Here is a 24,842-nt window from a genome sequence, read left to right as displayed (position 1 = left end):
CACCTGTGGTCACTTGTGGTCATCTGTGGTCACCGACCCGGACCACCCGCAGGGCGGGCGACGACAGGATGTCCTTCTCGCAGAACCGGGACGTCACCCACTTCTCCCCCGAGAACAACCGGGTCTGGTCGTCGTGGTGACGGGAGTCCGGGTTCGAGGACTGCGAGTACGTCAGCAAAGTCCGGGCCACCGGACAGCGCCCGCCGTCCCAGCCGACCGCCTGCATATAGCTGGAGCCGGTCGTCACCTCGGTGTAGCCGCCGCCCGCCGGGTTCCACACGGCCTCGACCTTGTTCCAGACGCCGAGGGACTCGGTGCCGCCCGGCACGGGGACACGCTTGCCGCCCCGCACGACGAACTGGTGCTTTCCGAGCGGGGAGTCGAGCGGGATGTCCGCGGCACGCAGTTCGGCGACCGCGTCCGCGAGGGCGGCGGCGAAGCCCGGCGCTTCCGTGTTGAGCGTGCGAGGAGTGCCCACCGGGTCGGCCACCGAGAACGGCACCTTCCACTGCTGGGCGGTGGGGAACCTCCGCCAGAAGCGGTCGAAGAGCAGCGCTCCCCGGCTGGAGGTGCCGGCCCTGTGGTCCCACGCGGCCAGCACCCCGCAGGCCCCGCTCACGTCGACGGCCTGACCGCCGCTGCCGGTCGCCGTGCCGCCCGGCAGCGCGGCGCAGGCCTTCGCCGCGTCCGCGGCGGCCAGATCGGCGGCCGGCACCCGGTTGGCGTACTGCTGCCGTTGCAGGTCGCGCACGCTCAGACCGCCGCGGTCGGCCAGCGCCGCCACGTCCTCCAGCGCGCCCCGGGTGCGCAGGGACCGCGCGGTGCCGATCGTGCCGAAGACCCGCTCGTAGCCGGTGAGCGGCCGGTCCGCGTTGGCCAGCCAGGCGCTGTCGTTGGAATTCTCCGCGTACGGGGCGTCGCGGAGGGTGGGCAGCGCGGCCGGCCCGAAGATGCCGGGCTCCACGGCGTCGCCGTCGCGGCCGAGCGCGCAGTCGCCGCGCGAGCCGTCCAGGACCGCCACGCCTGATGCCGGGTAGGTGGCGCGGCCGAGCGGGGTGGAGCAGCGCTGTGCCAGCTCGTCGGTGATGCGGGGGATTACCTGGGACTGGGTGAACAGGGTGTGGCCTGCCGAGTCGGCGGCGATCGTGTTGACCCACGGGAGGCCCTGGGTGCGGCGCAGGGAGCCCAGCACGTCCGCCGTGCTGCGGGCGGTGCCGAAGCCGAGTGCGGTGTCGGAGGCGCGCAGGTTGGTGGAGTTGGGGTCGTTGAGGGCGTATGCGGTGGTGGTGGTCCAGGGCAGCGGGAGGCTGCTGCCGAGGCCGGTGACCACCGGGCCGTAGCGCGTCCACCACTGGGTGCGGGTCACCGGCGTGCCGCCCTGGATCGCGACGGTCACCGAACGCTTCGTCATGCGTTCGGGTCTGCCGTCGACCAGGTACACGGTCGGGTCGGCGGGGTCCAGCGTCAGCTGGTGGAGGTTGAGCGTGACGCCGGTGGCGACGGTGTGGCTCCACGCCACGTGCGCGTTGTGGCCGATGGACACGGTGGGGGTGCCGAGCAGCGAGGCGCCGGACACGTTCAGCCTGCCCGGGATGGTCTGCTGCGACTGCCAGAAGCGGCGGCCGCCCTGCCACGGGTAGTGCGGGTTGCCCAGCAGCAGGCCCCGGCCGTTCGCCGTGGTGGACCCGCCGAACGCCACCGCGTTGGAGCCCATGTCGGCGGAGTCCGCGGCGAAGAGTTCGCCCGCGGCACGGGCGGTGCGCGCGGGGTCGGGGGCGGCGCCGGACGCCGTGGATCCCGTGGTGGGCGGCTGTGCGGCCGTGATGCCGTCGACGGCCCGGCCCTGGCCGCCGAGGACGGCGAGCGCGTAGCCGCGGGCGGCCACGTCGAGCGCGGTGATCGGCCGCACCCAGGCGGCGCCCTTGCACGTGGGGTCGGTGATCCGGTTCTGCCGCAGCCAGGCGTTGTACCCGGCCGCATAGCCCCGCATCAGCTCCTTGGCCGTACGGCTGGGACCGGCGGGCGCCGGCCGCGCGAGCAGGCGCTCGACGGTGCCGGTGGCGCGGACCCCGCGGAAGTAGAGGTCGCTGGAGAGGTTCCTGGCGGCAGAGGAGAGCGAGAAGTCGGTCGCCGCGTCGGGCCCGAAGAACCGCGAGCGCTCCCCGCGCACGGTCACGAAGCCGTCGGCGACGGTGCACACCTGGTCGGCGGCCTGCGCCCAGCCGGTGCCGAAACCGAGGTCCGCGTAGTCGCGGGCGAGGATGTGCGGGATGCCGTACTCGGTGTAGCGGATGACGGCGGACAGACCGTCGGCGGAGGGGTGTTCCTTGCGGCTGCGGTCGTCGGGCCGGTCGGCCGCGGTGGCCGGGAGCGTGCCCGTGGCGGCCGTGAGCAGGGCGACGGCGGCGACGACGATTCGTCTCAGGCGGGTGCGCATCGTGCCTCCCAACATCATTGAAGGAAGAAGCGGCTGAGCGTACCAGCGGGTATGTTCCGCGTCAGGACGGTGCGTCGAGGTTGAGCGGGATCAGGCCTTGCTCACGCCGGCCGACTCCCGCTCCCCGGCGACTTCGGCCTCGTAGGCCGGCAACCTGTCGACACACAGCCGTCGCTGATCATCCGTCAGTGGAGCCAGAGCCCTGCGCCCAGGCGGCGGCGCCCGGCGCGAGCCATGCCGAGATCGCCGGTTCGTGGGCCGCCGTCACCGCCGACTCGATGGCCTCCGTCCTCGGCGAGGACGTCCGCGAGCAGACCATCGTCTCCGTCGAAGGCGTCCCGGCCGGACGGACAGGGGCGGCCGGCGAGGTGGCCTGACCCACCGGGCATGCCCGTGACTTGACCTGCCCCGGCGGCCCGCCGAGGATCATGTGCCATGACGCCCGGACATGGCAGCACCGTCGACGGGGTGCTGCGCCGCAGCGCCCGACGCACCCCCGCCCGCGTCGCGGTGGAGTACCGCGACCGCACCTGGACCTACGAGGAACTCGACGAGGCAGTCTCCCGCGCGGCGAGCGTCCTGCTCGGCCAGGGCCTCGTCCCCGGTGACCGGGTCGGCACCTACGGCCACAACTCCGACGCCTACCTCGTCGCGTTCCTCGCCTGCGCCCGCGCCGGCCTGGTCCACGTCCCCGTCAACCAGAACCTCACCGGCGACGACCTCGCGTACATTCTCGGCCAGTCGGGCAGCACCCTGGTCCTCACCGACCCCGACCTCGCAGGCCGTCTCCCCGACGGCGTACGGACGCTGCCACTGCGCGACGCCGACGACTCGCTGCTCGCCCTGCTGGCCGACGCCCCCGCCCACGACGGCCCCGAGCCGCGCGGCGAGGACCTGGTCCAGCTCCTGTACACCTCCGGTACGACGGCCCGGCCCAAGGGCGCGATGATGACCCACCGCGCCCTGGTCCACGAGTACCTCAGCGCGATCACCGCCCTCGACCTGAGCGCGGGCGACCGCCCCGCGCACTCACTGCCGCTGTACCACTCGGCGCAGATGCACGTGTTCCTGCTGCCGTACCTGGCCGTGGGCGCCACCAACGTCATCCTCGACGCGCCGGACGGCGACCGGCTGTTCGACCTGATCGAGGGCGGCCGTGTCGACAGCCTCTTCGCCCCGCCCACCGTGTGGATCGGCCTCGCCGGCCGGCCCGACTTCGACACCCGCGACCTGGGCGGGCTGCGCAAGGCGTACTACGGGGCGTCGGTCATGCCGGTCCCCGTCCTGGAACGACTGCGCGAGCGCGTGCCGAAGCTCGCCCTCTACAACTGCTTCGGGCAGAGCGAGATCGGTCCCCTGGCCACCGTCCTGGCCCCCGACGAGCACAAGGGCCGCATGGACTCGTGCGGGCGCACCGTCCTGTTCGTCGATGCCCGCGTGGTCGACGAGAACGGCGATGACGTGCCCGACGGCACGGCCGGCGAGATCGTCTACCGCTCCCCGCAGTTGTGCGAGGGTTACTGGGACAAGCCCGAGGAGAGCGCCGAGGCCTTCCGTGACGGCTGGTTCCACTCCGGCGACCTCGCCGTGCGCGACGCCCACGGCTACTTCACGATCGTCGACCGGGTGAAGGACGTCATCAACTCCGGCGGCGTACTGGTCGCTTCGCGCCAGGTCGAGGACGCCCTCTACACGCACGAGGCCGTCGCCGAGGCCGCCGTGATCGGCCTGCCCGACGAGAAGTGGATCGAGGCCGTCACCGCGGTCGTCGTCCCCCGCGGCGAGGTGACGGAGGACGAACTCGTCGCCCACGCCCGCGAGAAGCTTCCCGCGTTCAAGGCGCCCAAGCGGGTCGTGTTCGTGGACGAGCTCCCGCGCAACGCCAGCGGGAAGATCCTCAAGCGGGAGCTGCGGGACCGCCTCGCCGACGGATAGCGCGGTCGTGGGCCTCCTCCGTCTACCCGCGCGGACGCAGGTCCACGATCCGCCGGATCTTCCCCACCGACCGCTCCAGCGACTCCGGGTCCACGACCTCGACGGCGACCGAGACGCCGACACCGTCCTTCACGGCCGCGGCGATCGCACGAGCGGCCGTGTCACGATCCCGCGGTGTGGCGTCCGGACGGGCCTCGGCACGGACCGTGAGGGCGTCCAGGCGGCCCTCGCGGGTCAGCCGCAGCTGGAAGTGCGGGGCGACGCCCGGTGTGCGCAGCACGATCTCCTCGATCTGGGTGGGGAAGAGGTTGACCCCGCGCAGGATGACCATGTCGTCACTGCGCCCGGTCACCTTCCGCATCCGCCGGAACACGCGTGCCGTGCCCGGCAGCAACCGGGTCAGGTCCCGCGTCCGGTACCGGATCACGGGCATCGCCTCCTTCGTGAGCGAGGTGAACACCAGCTCGCCCTCCTCGCCCTCCGGCAGTACCTCGCCCGTGAGCGGGTCGACGATCTCCGGGTAGAAGTGGTCCTCCCAGATGTGCAGCCCGTCCTTGGTCTCCACGCACTCCTGGGCCACGCCGGGGCCGATCACCTCCGACAGCCCGTATATGTCGACCGCGTCGATCGCGAACCGCTCCTCGATCTCCCGGCGCATCGCCTCCGTCCACGGCTCGGCTCCGAAGATCCCCACCCGCAGCGAGGTGCCGCGCGGATCGACGCCCTGCCGCTCGAACTCGTCGAGCAGGGTGAGCATGTAGGAGGGGGTCACCATGATGATCCCCGGCTTCAGGTCCTGGATCAGCTGTACCTGGCGTGACGTCATGCCTCCGGACGCGGGGACGACCGTACAGCCGAGCCGTTCGGCGCCGTAGTGGGCGCCCAGACCGCCGGTGAACAGGCCGTATCCGTACGCCACATGGACCGTGTCACCGGGACGGCCGCCCGCCGCCCGGATCGAGCGGGCCACCATGTCCGCCCACAGGGACAGGTCGTTCTCCGTGTATCCGACGACCGTCGGGCGGCCGGTGGTACCGCTGGAGGCGTGGATCCGGCGGACCCGCTCGCGCGGCACGGCGAACATGCCGTACGGGTAGTTCTCGCGCAGGTCCGCCTTGGTGGTGAAGGGGAACCGCGCGAGGTCGGCGAGGTCGCGGCAGTCGTCGGGGTGGACCCCCGCCTTGTCGAACGCCGTCCGGTAGAACGGGACATGGGCGTAGGCGTGCCGCAACGAGGCCCGCAGTCGCTCCCCTTGCAGCGCGCGCAGTTCGTCCAGGCCGAGCCGCTCGCCCTCGTCCCGCAGGTCCGTCGCATCCACCACGGACGCCTCCCTCGCCGACTGTGTCACCTGTGCCAACCGTGTCAATCCGGACGACCGATCATTCGGTAGCCGCCCCACGGATCATTGATCCAGACGTACGCCGGTGAGGCAAGGGCCCCGGCCGCACTTTCCGGACCCTCCGTAACACCGTTGCGCCCGGACCCGCCCGCCGCCGAGGATCTGGGCATGACGATCTTCACCGCGCCCGACGGAACCACCCTCGCCTATCACGTCCGGGGCGAGGGCGAGCCTCTCGTCGTCCTGCCCGGCGGGCCCATGCGGGCCTCGGAGTACCTGGGTGACCTCGGCGGCCTCAGCGCCCACCGCCGCCTGATCCTGCTGGACCTGCGCGGCACCGGCGCTTCCGCGGCCCCCGCCGACCCGGCGACGTACCGCTGCGACCGGCAGGTCGAGGACGTCGAGGCGCTCCGCGCCCACCTGGGCCTGGACCGGATGGACCTCCTGGCGCACTCGGCGGGCGCCGGCCTCGCGATGCTGTACGCGGCCCGCCACCCCCGCCGCCTGTCCCGGCTGCTGCTCGTCACCGCCATCCCCTGGGCGCTCGGCCGGCCCGCCACGCCCGAGGAGCGGCTCGCCGCGGCGCGCCTGCGCGAGGCAGAGCCGTGGTTCACGGCGGCCTTCCCCGCGTTCGAGGCATGGGTGACCGCAGAGGCCGGGAACGACATCGACTTCGAGGCCGTCGACGCCTTCTTCTACGGCCGCTGGGACGACACCGCACGCGCCCACGCGGCCGCCGCCGACGAACAGAGCAACGACGACGCGGCGGACCGCTTCCACGACCCCGCCGCCTACGACCCGCCCGCCCTGCGGGCCGCCCTCGCCCATGTCGACGCCCCGGTGCTGGTCCTCGCGGGTGAGATGGACGGCGGTCCGCGGCCCGGCCTTGCCCGGCTCGTCGCCGACGCCTTCCCGCACGCCGAGTTCGCCGTGCAGCCCGGGGCCGGCCATTACCCGTGGCTGGACGACGCGAAGTGGTTCACCGCCCGCACCGAGGCGTTCCTGACGGCACCGGCACCGGCCTCTCCATGACCGGCACCGGCACCGGCGTACGTCCGTCGCGGGCACGGCAGGGGCGGGCGGCTCCGCCTCACCCGTCCGCCGCCACCGCCACGTCCCGCGCCCACCGGTAGTCCGCCTTGCCGCTCGGCGAACGGCGGACGGACTCCGTGATCACCAGCTGGCGCGGGATCTTGTACCCGGCGAGGCGCGTACGGCAGTGGGTCCGGATGTCGTCCAGGGAGGGTTGGCGCGCGCCCGTGCGCAACTGGACCACGGCGGCCACGTGATTGCCCCAGGTCGCGTCCGGCACCCCCGCCACCAGGGCGTCGTACACGTCCGGATGCGCCTTGAGGGCCTGCTCGACCTCCTCGGGGTACACCTTCTCGCCGCCGGTGTTGATGCACTGCGAGCCCCGGCCCAGGACGATCACCACCCCGTCCCCGTCGACGGTGGCCATGTCACCGAGCAGCACCCAGCGCTCGCCGTCCTTCTCGAAGAAGGTCTCGGCGGTTTTCGCCGGGTCGTTGTAGTAGCCGAGCGGGACATGGCCGCGCTGGGCGACCCGGCCGACCTCGCCCGCCGCCACCGGCTCATGCGTGACCGGATCGACCACGCGGGTACGGGAGTTGACGCGCACGCGGAAGCCGCGTTCGGGTCCCGAGTCGTCCGTCGCCGTGCCGTTGAAGCCGGACTCCGAGGAACCGAAGTTGTTGAGCAGCATCGCGTTCGGCAGGAGCGCCCGGAACTGGCCGCGCACCGTGTCCGACATGATCGCGCCGGAGGAGGAGACGCTGAACACCGACGAGCAGTCCGTGCCCCTCAACGGGCCCTGGAGCGCGTCGATCAGCGGCCGCAGCATCGCGTCGCCCACCAGGGAGATGCTGGTGACCTTCTCCTTCGCCACCGTCCGCAGCACCTCCTCGGGCATGAACTTGCGGTGCACGACCACACGTTGGCCGAAGTAGAAGCCGATGAAGGCCGTCAGGGTGGACGTGCCGTGCATCAGCGGGGGAGTGGGGAAGAAGGTGATCCCCGATCCGCCGGCCGCGACCCGCTCCGCGAGCTCCTGCGGCTTCTTCACCGGTTCCCCGGTCGGCGCTCCGCCGCCCAGCCCGGCGAAGAACAGGTCCTCCTGACGCCACATCACCCCCTTGGGGAGACCCGTGGTGCCGCCCGTGTAGATGATGAACTGGTCGTCGGCCGACCGCGCCGGGAACCCACGCCGGGGGGAGCCGCCGGCCTCGGCCGCCGTGAAGGGAACGGCCGCGAGGGGCACGCCCGGGGCAGCTGCGTCCGGGCTGGACGCGTCCGGGGCAGCTGCGTCCGGGCCCGACGCCTTCGGCCCCGCCCCCACCCGGATCAGGTGCCGCAGCTTGGGAACCTGTGGCAGAGCCCCCGCCACCCGCTCCGCGAACTCCGCGTCGAAGACCAGGGCCACCAGATCCGCGTCCCGGTAGAGGTAGACCAACTCCTCCTCGACGTACCGGTAGTTGACGTTGACCGGCACGATCCGCGCCTTGAGACAGCCGAGCACGGTCTGCAGGTACTCGACCCCGTTGTAGAGGTGCAGCCCGAGATGTTCGCCGGGACGCACCCCGCTGTCGAGGAGGTGATGGCCGATCCGGTTGGCCGCCGCGTCCAGCTCGGCATACGTCAGCCGGCGTTCCGCGCCCGTCCCCGGATGATCGACGTAGACCAGGGCCTCGCGGTCCGGCACCACGTCGACGACCGACTCGAACAGGTCGGCAAGGTTGTACTCCACCGTTCCTCCTGACCTCGGACCGGGCCTGGCTCTGCTGACGGTCGCCGGTCATCAGAGCAAAGGGCGCCCCAAGTGGGAAGGGCCCGCGCCAAGAAATCTGACTGACTGTCAGAAAACCCTTGAAGTGCCATCCCCACTCCTGCAACCTGTTCTCGTTCTGGACGTGGCAGGCAGACGGGAGACGGCCGTGGGCGGTACGGAACACCTCACCGTGCGGCGCGAAGGCGCCACACTCGTGCTCACCCTCAACAGGCCGGAGGCGAAGAACGCACTCTCACCGGCCATGCTCGTCGGCCTCCACGACGGCTGGATCGAGGCCGACGAGGACGACTCGGTCCGCTCCGTCGTGTTCACCGGCGCGGGAGGCACCTTCTGCTCCGGCATGGACCTCAAGGCCCTCGCCGGGAACGGCATGGCGGGCGAGCAGTACCGCGACCGGCTCAAGGCAGACCCCGACCTGCACTGGAAGGCGATGCTGCGCCACCACCGCCCCCGCAAACCCGTGATCGCCGCCGTCGAGGGCCACTGCGTCGCCGGCGGCACCGAGATGCTCCAGGGCACCGACATCCGCGTCGCCGGCGAATCCGCCACCTTCGGCCTCTTCGAGGTGCGCCGCGGACTGTTCCCGATCGGCGGCTCCACCGTCCGGCTGCCGCGCCAGATCCCGCGCACCCACGCCCTGGAGATGCTGCTCACCGGACGGCCGTACAGCGCGCGCGAGGCCGCCGCCATCGGGCTCGTCGGCCATGTGGTCCCGGACGGCACGGCCCTGGAGAAGGCCCTGGAGATCGCCGAACGCGTCAACGCCTGCGGCCCGTTGGCCGTCGAGGCCGTGAAGGCGTCGGTGTACGAGACCGCGGAGATGACCGAGTCGGACGGCCTCGCCGCCGAACTGGAGCGCGGCTGGCCGGTCTTCGCCACCGCAGACGCCAAGGAAGGCGCCCGCGCCTTCACCGAGAAGCGGCCACCTGTCTACAAGCGTGCCTAACCGAGGGAGTCCCCGTGCCCGAAGTCCTCAAAGCTCCCCTGATCGTCGAGTTCCCCTTCACCCGCTCCCTCGGCCCGGTCCAGAGCGCCTTCCTGACCGGCCTGCGCGAAGGCGTCGTCCTCGGCGTGCGCACCACCGACGGCCGCACCCTCGTCCCACCCGTCGAGTACGACCCGGTCACCGCCGAGGAGATCCGCGACCTCGTCGAGGTCGCCCCCACCGGCACGGTCACCACCTGGGCCTGGAACCACGAGCCCCGCCGAGGCCAGCCCCTCGACACCCCCTTCGCCTGGGTCCTCGTCCGCCTCGACGGCGCCGACACCGCCCTCCTGCACGCCCTGGACGCCCCCGGCCCCGGCACCGTGCACACCGGCATGCGGGTCCGCGTCCGCTGGGCGGCGGACCGTGCCGGCGCCATCACCGACATCGCCTGCTTCGAGCCGTACGACGGTGATCCGGCCCGACCGGGCGGCCACAGCGGCCGGTTCGAGGACCCGGTCACCGGCATCCTCGCCCCCGCCCGCCTCGACTACACCTACTCGCCCGGCCGCGCCCAGACCGCCTACATCACCGCCCTCTCCGACCGGCGCACCGTCGGCGAGCGCTGTCCCTCGTGCCGCAAGGTGTACGTCCCGCCCCGCGGCGCCTGCCCCACCTGCGGCGTCCCCACGGCCGAGCAGGTCGAGGTCGGCCCACGCGGCACCGTCACCACCTTCTGCATCGTCAACATCAAGGCGAGGAACCTCGACATCGAGGTCCCCTACGTCTACGCCCACATCGCCCTCGACGGCGCCGACCTGGCCCTGCACGGCCGGATCGGCGGCATCCCCTACGACCAGGTGCGCATGGGACTGCGCGTCGAACCCGTCTGGACCGAGGGCGCCCGCTACCCCGACCACTACCGGCCGACCGGCGAACCCGACGGGGACTACGACACCTACAGGGAGCTGCTGTGACTCGCCAGGCATCCGCGGGAATCCGGGACATCGCCGTCGTCGCCTTCGCCCAGACCGGCCACCGCCGCACCTCCGACGACCTGTCCGAGGTCGAGATGCTGATGCCGGTCCTGCACGAGGTCCTCGACCGCACCGGCCTGAAGACCTCCGACATCGGCTTCACCTGCTCCGGCTCCAGCGACTACCTCGCGGGCCGCGCCTTCTCCTTCACCCTCGCCCTGGACGGCGTCGGCGCCTGGCCGCCCATCTCCGAGTCCCACGTCGAGATGGACGGCGCCTGGGCGCTGTACGAGGCCTGGACCAAACTCCTCACCGGCGACGCCGACACCGCGCTCGTCTACGCCTACGGCAAGTCCTCGCCGGGCCCGCTCCGCGACGTCCTCACCCGCCAGCTCGACCCGTACTACGTGGCTCCCCTCTGGCCCGACTCCGTCGCCCTCGCCGCCCTCCAGGCGCAGGCACTCATCGACGCGGGCGACACCGACGAGGCCGCCCTCGCCGCGATCGCCGCCCGCAGCCGGTCCGACGCCACCGCCAACCCCCACGCCCAGCTCCGCGGCCCGGTACCGCACGGCGAACCTCTCGTAAGCCCGCTGCGTACCGGCGACTGCCCACCCGTCGGCGACGGCGCGGCCGCCGTGATCCTCGCGTCCGGCGAACGGGCCCGCGAACTGTGCGCACGCCCCGCCTGGATCCGGGGCGTCGACCACCGCATCGAGGCCCACTCGCTGGGCGTCCGCGACCTCACCGACTCACCCTCGGCCCGCCTGGCCGCCGAACGGGCCGGCGCCTTCGAACGACCCGTCGACACAGCGGAGTTGCACGCCCCGTTCACCTCCCAGGAGGTCGTCCTGCGCAAGGCGCTGAAACTCGGCGACCACGTGCGCGTCAACCCCTCCGGCGGTGCCCTCGCCGCCAACCCGGTGATGGCCGCCGGACTCGTCCGCGTCGGCGAGGCCGCCGCCCGCATCCACCGAGGCGAGTCCGACCGCGCCCTCGCCCACGCCACGTCCGGCCCGTGCCTGCAACAGAACCTGGTCGCCGTACTCGAAGGGGATCCGCGATGAGCAAGGAGCCCGTGGCCGTCATCGGGATCGGCCAGACCAAGCACGTCTCCGCCCGACGGGACGTGTCGATCGCCGGCCTGGTGCGCGAGGCGGCCCGACGCGCCCTGGACGACGCCGAGTTGACCTGGGCCGACATCGACGCCGTCGTCATCGGCAAAGCGCCCGACTTCTTCGAGGGCGTCATGATGCCCGAGCTGTACCTCGCCGACGCCCTCGGCGCCGTCGGCAAGCCGATGCTGCGCGTCCACACGGCCGGCTCGGTCGGCGGATCGACCGCGCTGGTGGCGGCCAACCTGGTGGCGGCCCGCGTCCACGGCACCGTCCTGACACTCGCCTTCGAGAAGCAGTCCGAGTCCAACGCCATGTGGGGCCTGTCCCTGCCCATCCCCTTCCAGCAGCCGCTGCTGGCCGGCGCGGGCGGCTTCTTCGCCCCGCACGTGCGGGCGTACATGCGGCGCAGCGGCGCACCCAGCGCGATCGGCTCCCTCGTCGCCTACAAGGACCGCCGCAACGCCCTCAGGAACCCCTACGCCCACCTCCACGAGCACGACATCACGCTGGAGAAGGTGCAGGCCTCGCCCATGCTGTGGGACCCGATCCGCTACTCGGAGACCTGCCCGTCCTCCGACGGGGCCTGCGCCATGATCCTCACCGACCGTGCGGGGGCGGCCCGTTCACCCCGCCCGCCCGCCTGGATGCACGGCGGCGCCATGCGCAGCGAGCCGACCCTGTTCGCCGGGAAGGACGCCGTGTCCCCGCAGGCGGGGAAGGACTGCGCCGCCGACGTCTACCGGCAGGCCGGGATCTCCGACCCGCGCCGGGACATCGACGCCGTCGAGATGTACGTGCCGTTCTCCTGGTACGAGCCCATGTGGCTGGAGAACCTCGGCTTCGCCGCCGAGGGCGAGGGCTGGAAACTGACCGAGGCCGGGGCGACCGAGCTGGACGGGGACCTGCCCGTCAACATGTCGGGCGGTGTGCTGTCCACCAATCCCATCGGCGCCTCCGGCATGATCCGCTTCGCGGAGGCGGCCCTCCAGGTGCGCGGACAGGCCGGAGAACACCAGGTGGACGGGGCCCGCAGGGTCCTCGGGCACGCCTACGGCGGCGGCTCGCAGTTCTTCTCCATGTGGCTGGTGGGCGCGGCCCCGCCGCAGTCCTGAAAGGTCCCCCTCACGTGCTCTGTCGGCGCCAGGGGCCGATCGCTAGGCTGGCCGCGGACGACGAGACCGGGAGGAGTACGGACGTGGCCGAGAGCACCATCCAGCAGCAGCCGTTCACGGGCTGGGACAAGCCGGAGCTGGACCTCAGCACCGCCGAGTGGCAGTCCAGCAGCCAGGGTCGGGGGGATGTCCAGATCGCGTTCGTCGAGGGATTCATCGCGATGCGCAACAGCGGCCGCCCCGAGAGCCCCTCCCTGATCTTCACGCCCGCCGAATGGGGCGCGTTCGTGTCCGGGGCACGTGAGGGGGAGTTCGATCTGACCTGAGGCCGCGGACCGCCGGACCGGCGGTGTCATCCCTCAATTTCCGGACACGCGGCCGGGGAGAGCCGGCCGGGGCCGTGCCTGAGCCAGGCTGGCCCCAGCACCACCCCAGGTCGTGTCTGTCGGAGGTGAGGACCATGAGCACCCTGCCGGTCGCCGTGGCGGTCGACGGTTCCGAGGGCAGCCTGCGCGCCCTGGACTGGGCCGTGGACGCCGCACGCAGACGCGGAACGGCACTCCGCGTGTGCCACGTACGCCACTACGCCGCGTGGACGCAGCCCGGCGCGCCCCTGATCATGCCCCCGCCCCCGGACGAGGACCCGGTCCTCACCGATGTCCGCGCCCGGCTGGAAGCGGCCGCGGACGCCCCGGACGCCGAGTACGTCGGTCTCGACGGGGCCCCCGGCGCACTGCTGCCCGAACTGGGCGCCGAGGCCGAACTGCTCGTGCTGGGCTCCCGGGGCCGGGGCGGCTTCGCCGGCCTGCTGCTCGGCTCCAACGGCATGACCGCCGCCCGCGACGCCGAGTGCCCTGTCGTGATCGTTCCCCGGCCCGGCCGCGAGGTGGAAGGCCCGGCGCCCGAGCCCGGTCCGCGGGTCGTCGTGGGCCTCAACGTCGACAGTCCCGACGACGCCACGCTGGCCCTCGCCTTCACCGAGGCCGCGCTGCGCGACGCCCGCCTCCAGGTGGTGGCCGCCTATCCCTGGCCCGTCCAGACCTGGACGGCCGCCCCCGGCGAACTGCTCCCGCCCGCCGTCGACCAGGGCGCCGTCGAACGCGAGACGCGCACTCTCGCCGACGGCTTCCTGGCCCCGCACCGGGAGCGCCACCCAGGCGTCCAGGTGGAGCCCTGCCCCGCCCCCGGCGACGCGGCCGGCCAGCTCGTCGCCGCCTCCCGGGACGCCGACCTGGTCGTCGTGGGCCGCCACCGCCGACGCCTGCTGGCCCCCGCCCGCATGCTGGGCTCGGTCACCCACGCCGTCCTCCTGCACGCGGCGAGCCCGGTGGCGGTGGTGCCGCCGACGCCCGCGGAGGACTGAGCGCAACCGGCCGCGGCACCGCCTCGCCCTCGACCTCGCGCCCACCGCCTCGGCAGGACGGCCGCCCGGACACTGGCGGTCATGCCGACGCCGACGCCTGTCGGCCCCGCCCGCATGCTGGGCTCGGTCACCCACGCCCGCGGTGAACCTGGTGGCGGTGGTGCCGCCGACGCCCACGGAGGACCGAGCGCAACCGGCCGCGGCACCGCCTCGCCCCGGCGCCTGCCGTCGGGCACGACCGTCACGGCGGGGTCACCTGAGCCTCCCGGTCACCGACGGTCACGCCGCCGCCGCCGCCGCCGACGACGACGACGACGGGCCGGACCGTCGAAACCGCGCCTCGGGAACCGGGGGCAACCCACGCAACCCACCGGTAACAGGAGGGCGCCCGGCCGACGCCGACCGCGCCTGCGTACACGTACCATGGCGGCATGTCGTTCCTCCGCCGCCGCAGTGCCACGCCCGCCGGGCCCGACTTCGACGTCCTGGCCATGGATCCGGGTGACTGGCCCGGCAATCTCGGTGCCGGCCTGCTGCCCGCCCCCGACGGCTCGTGCCAGGGAGTCTTCCTGCGCTACGACCTCTTCGGCGGACGCGGCCCCGCGATGATCATCGGCAACCTCCCCGAGGGTTCGCCGGCCCGTGACATCGCCGCGGACGAGGTCCCCTTCGAGGTGGCCCAACTGCTGCTCGCGCTGGAGAACGACGAGGAGGTGACCGTCGTCGGCACCGAGGACATGCCGGTGATGCAGGGCGACAACCTCCTCATCGTGCGCCGCCTCAAGCTCTCCGAGAGCCGCATCTCCTGCGTGCAGTTCGACCGCAGCGACAATGTCCTGGTGACCATCGCCGCCTGGGACCGCCCCATCACCGACGACCTGTACGCCCTGCTGAAGCCGCTCCCGGCGGAGCTTTTCCAGCAGGGCTGATCCGGACCGCGGCCCTCGGCGTCTACGGCGAGGTCAGCCGCACGTCCGCGGCCCGGACGAAGGCCACCCGGTGCCCGTACTGGATCTCGTAGTACAGGTCCTTGCCCACGACCACCCGGTGCGCGTCGGTGGCGAAGGTGACCGCGTAGTAGTACTCGCCCGGCACCTTGTCACCGGCCACGTACTTCTGGCCGGCCGGCAGCCGGTAGGGCAGCGGCGACACGGACTGGACGGGTACGCCCGCCGGGTACGCCGACGCCTCCGGGTAGGCGCGCCCGTAGACCGGAACGCTGTCCACGCCGTCCTTCGGAGTCACCACCAGCCCGTTCGCCGGCACGGCCGTCGGCTGTGCCGCCGGATTGCGGAACCAGGCCTTCTGGCCCAGGTACCAGATCGCCGTCCAGTCGCCGAAGCGGTCGGCGACCGCGTACCGCTGGCCGGTGGAGACGCGCGAGGACAGGTCGTTCACGCCCGTCGTCGGGGTCGTGCCCAGGCCGATGTCCTTGATCAGGGGCGCGTTCTCGTCGTGGTCGGAGTACAGCCGGACCGCGCTCGACCCGTGCGCCACGCACGGCTCGCCCTTGGCCGTGCAGCCCGTGTACACCGGCTGGTGGGCGGTGTAGTCCGGCAGGATCGTCACCAGGCCGGCGTTCTTGCGCGCCGTGGCCTGGAAGGGCCGGCCGAGCAGTTCGAAGTAGTGCCGCCAGTCCCAGTACGGCCCCGGGTCGGTGTGCATGCCCGGCACGGACGCGGCGGTCGGGCCGGGCACGGTGTCGTGCCCCAGGATGTGCTGCCGGTCCAGCGGAATGCCGTACTTCTCCGCCAGGTACGCCACCAGCCGCGCCGACGACCGGTACATCGCCTCCGTGTACCAGGAGTCCGGGAAGGCGAGGAAACCCTCGTGCTCCAGGCCGATCGACTTGGAGTTGATGTACCAGTTGCCCGCGTGCCAGGCGACGTCCTTGGCCTTCACATGCTGGGCGATGTGGCCGTCGGTGGAGCGCAGCGAGTACTGCCAGGACACGTAGGCGGGGTCCTGGACCAGGTCCAGGACGCCCTCCCAGCCGCCCTCGGTGTCGTGCACGACGATGTACTTGATCGACTGGGCCGCGGGGCGGTCGCCCAGATCGTGGTTGCCGTAGTCGTTGTCGCCGAACTGCTCGTACGGCGCCGGGATCCACTCGCAGGAGACGGACCCCGGGCACTCGGTGCCGGCCGCGGACGCCGTGCGCAGACCGGTGCGTCGCAACTGCCCCGTGTCCGGTGCCAGGCCCGGCCGCGCGCGCAGTGCCACCCGCTGGCCGGCGTCCGTGATGCGCTCCTCGCCGCCGCGGATCACGTCGTACACGTCGTCGGCGTACGTGGCGGCCGTCGCGGTGTCGTCGGCGCCGGAGAATCGTGCCACCGCCCCGTACCAGTCCGCCGGATCGGCGGTCAGCGGCTCGCCCAGAGCCCGCTGCGCCGCGGCGAGCAGGGCGGCGCCGCCGGCCACGTTCGCGGCCGGGTCGGTTCGCAACTCCTCGGGGCTCAGGCCGGTCAGCTCCGCGGCCTCGGGCAGCGTCCGCAGCCGGGCCGGGATCTCTCCGTCGGCGGGGAGCGGGGCCTTAGGGCGCAGTGGGGCACGGGCGTCGTCACCGCGCGGGTCCTCGGTGCCCTCGCTGTGGTGCGGTGCCGTGGCGAGGGCGCTGCGGGCGTCCGTGAGGTGCATCGGGCCGTAGCCGCCGGTCACGCTCGGCGCGCCGCCGTGCGCGTCCCAGCGGGACTGGAGATAGGAGACGCCCAGCAGCACGCTCTGCGGCACGTCGTACTCGGCGGACGCGGCGGCGAACGCCCGCTGCAGCCCGGTCGCGGACTCCGCCGCGACGACCGGGGAAGGGGACGCGGCGAGCAGCGGGAACAGCAGAGCCGCCGAGGCCACGGCGCCGGCGGCTCTGTGCGTGCGTGCGGATCTCGGGGTGCGTGCTGGTCTGGGGAAGGTGACGGATCCTCGCAATGCGGCCTCCTGGGACGAGCGGGCGGGGCGGGGCGTGCGGGGCCGGACGTGGCTCAGTGGTACCGGCCTGCCGACGATCCGTCAATCATGCGCACGGCCGGACGATTTCCCATGTCAACAGGGGTCGGGCGAGTTTCGTGGCGGGCAGGTCCGCCGCCTGCGGGGCGTCACCGGCCTACACCAATGGCCCGTCGTGAGGCGGTATGGACCCGGACGTGCGAAGGTCCGCGGTGCGCCGCCGCTCCGGCGCACCGCGGACCTTCCTCTTCGTTCCTCTTCGTTGCGGCGAGTGCCGGTCAGCGAGTGCCGACCGCCGCCCGGACGGCCCGGCGGGCCATCTGGCAGTCGTCGTGCAGCCGCCGCAGCAGCAGCCGCTGCTCCTCGCCGGTCGGCGCGGCCCCCGGGTGGGCCGGTCCCGGAGCCGCAGGTGCCGAGTCGTGCATCGAACGCTGCACGGCCATCTCGTAGGTACGGATCTCCCGGGTCAGCACCAGCATCAGGTTGACCAGGAAGGCGTCACGCGAGGCCGGGCCCGCCGACTGGGCGATCTGGCTGATCTGACGGCGTGCCGCCGGCGCCTCACCCAGGATCGACCACAGCGTCGCCAGGTCGTAGCCCGGCAGGTACCAGCCCGCGTGCTCCCAGTCCACCAGCACTGGACCGGCCGGTGACAGGAGCATGTTGGACAGGAGGGCGTCGCCGTGGCAGAACTGGCCCATGCCCTGCCGGCCCGCGGTCGCCGCGATGCCGTGCAGCAGCTTCTGGAGGTCTCCCAGATCCCGGTCGGTGAGCAGGCCCAGCTCGTGGTACCGGGAGATCCGGGCCGCGTAGTCCAGTGGGGCGTCGAAGGTGCCGGAGGTCGGCCTCCACCTGTTGAGCTGGCAGATCGCGCCGAGTGCCGCCCGGATGTCCGCGCGGGGCGGGGCGTCCGCGGGGTGCCGCTGCAGAGCCGCCACGCGTCCCGGCATCCGTTCGATGACGAGGGTGCAGTTGTCCGGGTCCGCCGCGATCAGCCTCGGCGCCCGCACAGGGGGGCGGTGCCGGACGAACGTGCGGTACGCCGCTATTTCGTGGCGGATCCGCTCCGCCCACACGGGGGAGTGGTCCAGTAAACACTTGGCGACTGCCGTGCTGCGTCCCGTCGTACCGACCAGGAGCACGGAGCGGCCGCTGCGGCGCAGTACCTGCACCGGGGCGAACTCCGGGCAGATCCGGTGCACCGACGCGATCGCCGTGCGTAGTTGGGCGCCCTGAGGGCCGGACAGATCGAGTCTCCCGCTGACGGGCTGGGTACCGAGCCCCGCGGGGCGCCGGGCGCCGCGGCCCGCGCCGAGCACGGGGGGTGCCGGCCGGGCGGGGTCGAGGTAGGGGCCGCCGCCGCCCGGGCGGGAGTGCAGCGACCGGGGCGGGGCGGACACGGAGGACGATGCTGCGTACATGGGAGAAACAGATCCCTTCGTGTGCCTGCGACGTCAATGCGCCGCCCGGCCCGGCCTCCTGGGTACACCCTGGGGAATGTCCCTCGGCGACCGGGTCGGGGTGGCGCATTCCTACCTGACACCGGTGGCCCCGTGGCACACCATCTGGCGGACCCTGGCGAACCCTGGCGAATAGTCGCCCGGCAACTTGCACGGGGCTACTGTCAACTCAGCCGAGAACCTGGGGGCTTACGTGAGCGGACAACCCAACACCCGCCTGGCGGACCTGTTCGGCCTGGCCGGCTGGTCCAAAGGGGAACTCGCGAGGCTGGTCAACCGGCAGGCGGCGGCCATGGGCCACCCCCAGCTGTCGACCGACACCTCCCGGGTCAGGCGGTGGATCGACATGGGAGAGATCCCGCGCGATCCCGTGCCTCGGGTGCTGGCGGCTCTGTTCACCGAGCGTCTCGGCCGTGTCGTGACCATGGAGGACCTAGGTCTGGTCCGGCACGGGCGTGCGGGGAAACGGCCACGCGACGGGAGTGCTCAGCATCCCGACGGCGTGCCGTGGGCGCCCGAGCGGACTGCCGCGGTCCTCACCGAATTCACGGGAATGGACCTCATGCTCAACCGACGCGGCTTGGTGGGCGCGGGTGCCGTGCTCGCCGCGGGATCAGCACTCAGCAGCGCCATGCACGACTGGCTGCACACCGACCCCATCCTCTCCGCCGACGCTCCTGTCGTCGACCAATCCCTCCTGCACGCCGACTCCGCCGGGTTCGACCGTTACGAGGCCGCCCCCATCGGTACGGAGGAGGTCGACGAACTGGAGCGCTCGGTGGAGGTGTTCCGAGCCTGGGACGCTGCCCGTGGCGGCGGGCTCCAGCGCAAGGCCGTGGTGGGCCAGCTCAACGAGGTGGGCGGTATCCTCGCCTACCGTCACCCACCCCACCTCCAGCGGCGCCTGTGGGGCGTCGCCGCCAACCTCGCCGTCCTCGCGGGCTGGATGTCGCACGACGTCGGCCTGGAGCCCACGGCCCAGAAGTACTTCGTGATCGCCGCCCACGCCGCGCGGGAGGGCGGCGACCGGCCCCGTGCGGGAGAGGCCCTGTCCAGGGCGGCCCGTCAGAAAGTGCACCTGGGCCGGCCCGACGAGGCCCTGGATCTGATGAAGCTCGCCCAGTCCGGCTCCGGCGACGCGGTGCTCCCGCGGACGCGGGCCATGTTCCACACCATCGAGGCCTGGGCACAGGCGTCCATGGGCAAGGGGCAGGCCATGCGTCGCACGCTCGGGCAGGCGGAGGACCTCTTCGTCTCCGGCCGGATCGACGCGGAGACGCCGTCCTGGATGCAGACCTTCAAGGACGAGGATCTGTACGGCATGCAGGCGCTGGCCTACCGCACGCTGGCCGAGTTCGATCCGGGAGCGGCCGTGCACGCCCAGTACTACGCGGAGAAGGCGCTCGCCCTGCGCGTCGACGGACGGGAGCGGTCGAAGATCTTCGACCATCTGTCCATGGCCTCCGCCTGTTTCATCGCGGACGACCCCGAACAGGCCGACCGGTACGCGCGGCTGGCCCTGATGTCGATGGGGTCGAACTCCTCCCGCCGTACGTGGGACAGGCTGCGCGAGATGTACCGGCTCACCGCGGAGTACGCGAGCTACCCGCGGATCAGCGAGCTGCGCGAGGAGATCCGGCAGGCGCTGCCGAAGCCGAAGGGAGGCAGGGGCGCCGCCGCGCAGGCGTAGCCCGGCGCATGGCTTTCGGTGTTCCGTCGGTCACCGGGTGACCCGGGCGACCAGCACGCAGGCGTCGTCCTCGCGGTCACGGTCCCCGAACTCCTCCATGATCAGCCGTACGCAGTCCTGTGCGGTGGCCCGCCCGACGGTGCGCGGGGCCAGGTCCAGGAGCCGGTCCATGGTGTCCGGGCCGTCGGCGGGGACCAGTCCGTCGGTGGCCAGCAGGATCAGGTCGCCCTCCTCCAGCCTCGCTTCGGCCTGCCCATGGGCGGCACCCGTGGTGGTGCCGAGGAGAACGCCGTCCGGTGCGTCCAGCCGGCGCCCCGTCCCGTCGCGGAACAGCAGCGGGGCGGGGTGCCCGGCCTGCGCCCAGGTCAGCGTGCGGGTGGCGGGCCGGTAGCGGCAGCAGACGGTGGAGCACAGGGTGGGAGGGTCGTCCGCTTCGAGTAACTGGCCGAGCCAGGACAGTAGTTGGGCGGGTCCGGCGCCTGACATCGCCATGCCGCGCAGAGCGCCGAGCGTCATCGCCAGGGTGGACGTGACGTCCGGGCTGTGGGCGGTGAGTCCGCCGACGCCCAACAGGGTGTCGCCGCCGGGCAGTTCGAGGCTGTCGTACCAGGTGCCGCCGAGTGGTGAAGCCGTGGGGGAGGGAAGGTTCCGGGCGGCCAGGTCGAGGGTGCCGCCGGTGTGGCGCGGGAGCCGCGGGGAGCCGTGCCGGGGTGGTGGCGTGGCTTCCCGCGGCTCGACCGCGAGCCGGTGCTCGGGCCGCGCCGGGTGCCGTCGGGGGTGCAGCACGTCACGGGTCTCGCGCACCGCGCGCCGGCTGCGGCGCAGTTCGCTGACGTCGCGCAGCACGGCCCACATCGAGGTGGTGCTGCCGCCGGCGTCGAGCACGGGCTCGCCCATCATGTGCAGCGTCCGGACCTCGCCGTCGGGCCGTACGACCCTGAACTCGCCGTCGATGGGCTTGGCGTCGATGAGGCAGTCGGTGACCATGGCGGTGAGGCGCGGGCGGTCCTCCTCGTGGACGAGGGAGGGGAGTTCGTCGAGGGTGAGCGGGGGGGAGGACGGGTCGCGGCCGACGATCCCGTGCAACTCGGGGGACCAGACGGCCTCGTCCGTCAGCAGGTTCCACTCCGCGCTGCCGACGCGGCTGAGCAGTGACTCGCCCGGGGGCAGGGTCTGCGGCGGTACGGGCGGGACCGGTGGGCCGTCCCGCAGTTGAGCCAAGTGCGCGTCGAGGTCGTCGAGTTGGTGCAGGGCGAGATCGCACAGTGCGCGCTGCCAGCGTCCCCGGGGGTCGGCGGTGTCGTCCTGCGCGTCCCGTCGTACGGCGTCCACCTCGCCCTTGAGCCGTCGCGTCTGCGTGATCAGCGAGTCGACCTGGCCGCGTTTGGGCGGCTGGGCGGCTGGGCGATCCGCAGAGAGATGGGACGGCATGACGCACTCCGATGCGGGGACGGGACGGCCGGACTGACGAAGGGGCCGCTACGACTGTGGCACAGCCCGCGACGCGGTGTAAGGGATTCGGCAACACACGATCCGGTGATGCGTCTGGCATATGCCACAGTCTTCACGGACGGTTCCCGGGGTGCCGATGACGTACCTCGATGCAGGGGGTAAGTCGTAGACGGGGTACGCGACTTGAGGGACGTTCCGAGGGTGTTTCCGGACGTTCATTCGGGTGTTCGACGGTCATGTGTTCGCAGGGGTGGCCGGGAACCGGCCGAGGGTTGGCGGTGGACCGGCGCTGGACCGGTGAAGGGCCCGTGCGCGCGACTCCATAGTGATGCACGTCACAATAATTCACCCCGCTTTCGCGTAATGCGAACGGCCGTTGCGAAGTCCTACAAGCACCACACCGGAAACGGCCGACCTCTCATCGCTGCGGAGACTGCCCATGGATTTCACCCACGTCACCGTCGAACAGCCCACGCACGCCCGGCTCATCACCGCCGAGGAGCAGGAACTGCCCGTCCCCGCGACCCTGCGCTACACCGACGCCGACCCGCTCGCCGTGCACCTCGACTTCCCGGCGGAGGTCTCCCTCCAGGGTGAGGCGGTCACCTGGACGTTCGGGCGCGCGCTGCTGGCCGAGGGGCTGCGGGGGCCGGCCGGCGGCGGTGACGTGCACATCTGGCCGTGCGGCAAGTCCCGTACGGTCGTGGAGTTCCATTCGCCGTTCGGCCTCGCACTGCTCCAGTTCGACACGGCCGCGCTGAGCCGCTTCCTGCTGCGCAGCTACGCCGTGGTCGCGGCGGGTCAGGAGGATGTCGGCGCGGCGGTCGACGAGAGCCTGCACGCGTTGCTCGGCAACGTGTGAGGCCGACGGCGTCAGCCGTACAGGGCCGGGCGCGGGGCGAGGTCGACGGGCACGCGCGTGCCGTCCTCCAGTGCCCGCACCCCGGCCTCGGCGACGACGGAGGCCGCATAGCCGTCCCAGGTGGTCGCGCCGGTGACCCGGCCCCGCCGGGTGGCGTCGACCCAGTCCTGCACCTCGCGGTCGTAGGCGTCGGCGAACCGCACGAGGTAGTCCTGGGAAACGTCCGTGCCGGCCGAGCCGCGCGCGGTCACGCGCATGCCGTGGTCGTCGCCGACGCGTGCGCTGCCCGTCTCGCACACCGCCTCGACGCGCACCTGGTAGCCGAAGCCGCAGTTGACGAAGACCTCCACGTCGACCAGGGCTCCGCCGTCGGTCTCGAAGACCACGAACTGGGGGTCCAGCAGGCCCGCCGGGGCGCCGGACGAGGGGCGTGGGCGCAGCACGGTGACGGCCGTGAGTTCCTGGCCGAGCAGCCAGCGGGCCGCGTCGATCTCGTGCGACACCGAGCTGTCGATCAGCATGGCGCTGGTGAAGCCGGGCGGCGAGGAGACGTTGCGGTGGGTGCAGTGCAGCATCAGGGGCCGTCCGAGGCGCCCGTCGTCCAGCAGTGCCTTGAGCCTGCGGTACTCGGCGTCGTAGCGCCGCATGAACCCGATCTGGGCCAGCCGCCGGCCGAGCCGGGCCTCCGCCTCCAGCACCCGCAGCGCCCCGGCCGAGTCGGGGACCATGGGCTTCTCGCACAGCACCGGAAGGCCGCGGGCGAAGGCCGCGAGCAGGGCCTCCTCGTGCGCGGGTCCGGGCGAGGCGATCAGTACGGCCCCCACGCCGGGCGCGTCCAGCGCGGCCTCGGCCTCGGTGTGCACCGAGACCCCCTCGACTGCGGCCACGGCCTCCTTGGCGCGGGCCGCGTCGGGATCGGCCACGGCGGCGACCCTGGCCCCGCTCACCACCCGGTCGAGACGCCGTATGTGGTCGGCGCCCATGTGCCCGGCGCCCAGTACGGCCACCCCCAGCAACTCACCCACGGACCCGCTCCCTCCCGGCCGACGATCATGTTCAGCGTACGCCGACCGGGTGACGGGTTCAGTAGCGCAGGACGCCCGCGATGCCTTCGGCGTCGGTGAGGGTGCCGTCCGGGACGAAGCGGACCTCGGCCCCTGTCTCCAGGCACTGTTCGACGATCTCGTCCACGATGTCGTCGCGGGAGTCGAGGTCCGCGCTCTCGGCCGGGATCAGGTGCTCGCCGTCGTCGCGGACCGTGACGCGGTAGTTCTCCTCCACGGCCAGGAGACGGACGCGGCCCTCGCGGGCGTTCTGCCACAGCTCGTCGACCCCGGCCGCGAAGGTGCGGTGGCCGCGGGCGGAGTCCAGCTCCCGTGCCACGGCGGCGGTGTCCCGGCGGGCCTCGGCGTCGTGCAGCGGACGTACCGCCTGCCACACGGTGTCCGGGGTGGCGTGGGTGAGGCCGCCGTGCGGGATGTGCACGGCGTCCCCGGTGACGCCGCCGATCTCGTCGAGGAGGGACAGCGCGGCCGTCTCGCCGGTGACGTAGAGCGGCCGTGGGGCCTCGCGCAGCAGCCGGCCCATGGCGGTGTCGGCGTCGCGCAGGAAGTGACGGGTGCCCTCGTCGCGGAAGGTGCTCGGCAGGTCGCCGACGCGCTCCATGCGCTCGGCGTCGAAGTTCTCCCGGCTCCTGGTCAGCGGGAAGCCGTGGGAGCGCTCCTCGGTGACCCGGTCGGCGCCGCCGTTCCACAGGGTGACGCGGTCGGCGGAGACCGACAGCACCCAGAACGGCCGCTCGGAGGCCTGCGCCGAGACGAGGTTGCGGGTGAGGAAGGTGTCCGAGAGGACGACGCGTTCCGGGACCGGGCGGGCCACCGACCACACCTGGTGCTCGCCCGGTGCGGCGAAGATCACCAGGCCGTCCTCGGTGTAGGTGAGGTCGATCTCCGCGAGGGCCCGGTCGAGCTGTTCCGCCACGTCCGCGCGCCGCTCCCGGGTGACCGCCGGATCGGCCTCCAGCTGCTTCTTGGCCGCGGCCACGACATTGCGCAGCCGGACCCGGTCCTGGCTGTTGTCGGGTTCACGGCGGTGCGTCGGCGTCAGCACGGACACCGCGGGATAGGGGCGCGGGCGGCGCAGTTCGGAGAGGGTCGCGGGGCTGAGTGCGTGCTCCATATGAGCACGATAGGTCCGATTCGGGAGTGGGGCATTTGGGGCATCGGGCGGCGGTGGGTGGAACGTGTGGGTGTCGGTGCGTCCCCGTGGTGAGGGCTGGGGGAGTGTGGCGTGCGGGCCGTGGGTGACCCCTCGGCGCCGGCTCCGCGGGGGCGCCGGACGCGGCCGTGGGGCGTGGCCGGCGGCGGGGCGGGAGGTGACCCTTCCTGCCGGATCCCGTAGGGTTCCTCCTGTGGTGCGACCGTCTG

General features: G+C 72.7%; 20 protein-coding genes. 12 read left to right on the top strand and 8 right to left on the bottom strand.

The annotated features are described in order from the left end of the window. Positions 1-19 precede the first annotated feature (19 nt). A complete protein-coding gene (locus P1P75_RS07940; RefSeq protein WP_319252934.1) occupies positions 20-2,437 on the bottom strand; it encodes a penicillin acylase family protein in 2,418 nt (805 codons plus the stop codon). A gap of 188 nt (positions 2,438-2,625) precedes the next feature. Between P1P75_RS07940 and P1P75_RS07935 the strand changes: the two genes are divergently transcribed. Beyond that, positions 2,626-2,814 carry a hypothetical protein gene (locus P1P75_RS07935; protein ID WP_319252932.1) on the top strand — a complete coding sequence of 63 codons (189 nt, stop codon included), beginning with the start codon at positions 2,626-2,628 and terminating at the stop codon, positions 2,812-2,814. Between the two features lie 58 nt (positions 2,815-2,872). After that, a complete protein-coding gene (locus tag P1P75_RS07930; protein ID WP_319252930.1) occupies positions 2,873-4,372 on the top strand; it encodes an acyl-CoA synthetase in 1,500 nt (499 codons plus the stop codon). 22 nt (positions 4,373-4,394) lie between these two features. Here P1P75_RS07930 and paaK read toward each other — a convergent pair whose 3' ends face one another. Beyond that, entirely contained in the window at positions 4,395-5,693 is a 1,299-nt protein-coding gene (gene paaK, locus P1P75_RS07925; RefSeq protein ID WP_319252928.1) for a phenylacetate--CoA ligase PaaK, read from the bottom strand. A 186-nt stretch (positions 5,694-5,879) separates the two neighbouring features. On the opposite strand from paaK, the gene P1P75_RS07920 reads away from it, so the two are divergent. Next, positions 5,880-6,743 carry an alpha/beta hydrolase gene (locus P1P75_RS07920; protein WP_319252927.1) on the top strand — a complete coding sequence of 288 codons (864 nt, stop codon included), beginning with the start codon at positions 5,880-5,882 and terminating at the stop codon, positions 6,741-6,743. A gap of 58 nt (positions 6,744-6,801) precedes the next feature. On the opposite strand, the gene P1P75_RS07915 is transcribed toward P1P75_RS07920, so the two are convergent. Beyond that, complete coding sequence (locus P1P75_RS07915) at positions 6,802-8,475, bottom strand: acyl-CoA synthetase (protein ID WP_319252925.1); 1,674 nt, start codon at positions 8,473-8,475, stop codon at positions 6,802-6,804. A 187-nt stretch (positions 8,476-8,662) separates the two neighbouring features. Here P1P75_RS07915 and P1P75_RS07910 point away from each other — a divergent pair, with 187 nt between their 5' ends. The 7 genes from P1P75_RS07910 (at position 8,663) to P1P75_RS07880 (ending at position 14,941) form a co-directional block, all read left to right on the top strand. Continuing rightward, the gene (locus tag P1P75_RS07910; protein WP_319252962.1) at positions 8,663-9,463 is read left to right on the top strand and encodes a crotonase/enoyl-CoA hydratase family protein; all 801 of its coding nucleotides are present in this window, start codon (positions 8,663-8,665) and stop codon (positions 9,461-9,463) included. Between the two features lie 14 nt (positions 9,464-9,477). Further along, on the top strand, positions 9,478-10,419 hold the full coding sequence (locus P1P75_RS07905; protein ID WP_319252923.1) for an OB-fold domain-containing protein: 942 nt from the start codon (positions 9,478-9,480) through the stop codon (positions 10,417-10,419). Further along, positions 10,416-11,486: a thiolase domain-containing protein gene (locus P1P75_RS07900; protein ID WP_319252921.1), complete on the top strand. Its 1,071-nt coding sequence runs from the start codon at positions 10,416-10,418 to the stop codon at positions 11,484-11,486. Before P1P75_RS07905 ends, P1P75_RS07900 begins: the two co-directional genes overlap by 4 nt. Continuing rightward, positions 11,483-12,649 (top strand): thiolase domain-containing protein, encoded by a 1,167-nt coding sequence (locus P1P75_RS07895; RefSeq protein ID WP_319252919.1) that lies wholly within the window; start codon positions 11,483-11,485, stop codon positions 12,647-12,649. Before P1P75_RS07900 ends, P1P75_RS07895 begins: the two co-directional genes overlap by 4 nt. Positions 12,650-12,732: 83 nt before the next feature. Continuing rightward, on the top strand, positions 12,733-12,975 hold the full coding sequence (locus P1P75_RS07890; RefSeq protein WP_086770063.1) for a DUF397 domain-containing protein: 243 nt from the start codon (positions 12,733-12,735) through the stop codon (positions 12,973-12,975). 134 nt (positions 12,976-13,109) lie between these two features. Continuing rightward, on the top strand, positions 13,110-14,012 hold the full coding sequence (locus tag P1P75_RS07885) for a universal stress protein (RefSeq protein ID WP_319252917.1): 903 nt from the start codon (positions 13,110-13,112) through the stop codon (positions 14,010-14,012). Positions 14,013-14,443: 431 nt separating this feature from the next. Continuing rightward, positions 14,444-14,941, top strand: a complete 498-nt coding sequence (locus P1P75_RS07880; RefSeq protein ID WP_319252915.1) for a hypothetical protein — start codon at positions 14,444-14,446, stop codon at positions 14,939-14,941. A 22-nt stretch (positions 14,942-14,963) separates the two neighbouring features. Here the strand turns inward: P1P75_RS07880 and P1P75_RS07875 are convergent, their stop codons facing one another. Then, a complete protein-coding gene (locus tag P1P75_RS07875) occupies positions 14,964-16,859 on the bottom strand; it encodes an N-acetylmuramoyl-L-alanine amidase (protein ID WP_319252912.1) in 1,896 nt (631 codons plus the stop codon). 371 nt (positions 16,860-17,230) lie between these two features. After that, positions 17,231-18,373, bottom strand: a complete 1,143-nt coding sequence (locus P1P75_RS07870) for an aminoglycoside phosphotransferase family protein (protein ID WP_319252910.1) — start codon at positions 18,371-18,373, stop codon at positions 17,231-17,233. Between the two features lie 232 nt (positions 18,374-18,605). Between P1P75_RS07870 and P1P75_RS07865 the strand changes: the two genes are divergently transcribed. Then, entirely contained in the window at positions 18,606-20,102 is a 1,497-nt protein-coding gene (locus tag P1P75_RS07865; RefSeq protein ID WP_319252908.1) for a hypothetical protein, read from the top strand. A gap of 30 nt (positions 20,103-20,132) precedes the next feature. Here the strand turns inward: P1P75_RS07865 and P1P75_RS07860 are convergent, their stop codons facing one another. Further along, complete coding sequence (locus P1P75_RS07860; RefSeq protein WP_319252906.1) at positions 20,133-21,533, bottom strand: SpoIIE family protein phosphatase; 1,401 nt, start codon at positions 21,531-21,533, stop codon at positions 20,133-20,135. Positions 21,534-21,993: 460 nt separating this feature from the next. On the opposite strand from P1P75_RS07860, the gene P1P75_RS07855 reads away from it, so the two are divergent. After that, on the top strand, positions 21,994-22,416 hold the full coding sequence (locus P1P75_RS07855) for an SsgA family sporulation/cell division regulator (RefSeq protein ID WP_319252904.1): 423 nt from the start codon (positions 21,994-21,996) through the stop codon (positions 22,414-22,416). Between the two features lie 11 nt (positions 22,417-22,427). On the opposite strand, the gene P1P75_RS07850 is transcribed toward P1P75_RS07855, so the two are convergent. Beyond that, positions 22,428-23,441, bottom strand: coding sequence for a Gfo/Idh/MocA family oxidoreductase (locus P1P75_RS07850; protein WP_319252902.1), 1,014 nt, complete (start codon positions 23,439-23,441; stop codon positions 22,428-22,430). A 58-nt stretch (positions 23,442-23,499) separates the two neighbouring features. Continuing rightward, positions 23,500-24,594, bottom strand: coding sequence for a chemotaxis protein (locus tag P1P75_RS07845; protein WP_319252900.1), 1,095 nt, complete (start codon positions 24,592-24,594; stop codon positions 23,500-23,502). Between the last annotated feature and the right edge of the window lie 248 nt (positions 24,595-24,842).

Origin of the sequence: Streptomyces sp. ID05-39B, assembly GCF_033794725.1 — a bacterium.
Classification (GTDB): domain Bacteria; phylum Actinomycetota; class Actinomycetes; order Streptomycetales; family Streptomycetaceae; genus Streptomyces; species Streptomyces bobili.
The sequence above is the reverse complement of the archived record's forward strand: the minus strand, read 5'-3'. Positions and strand labels throughout refer to the sequence as shown.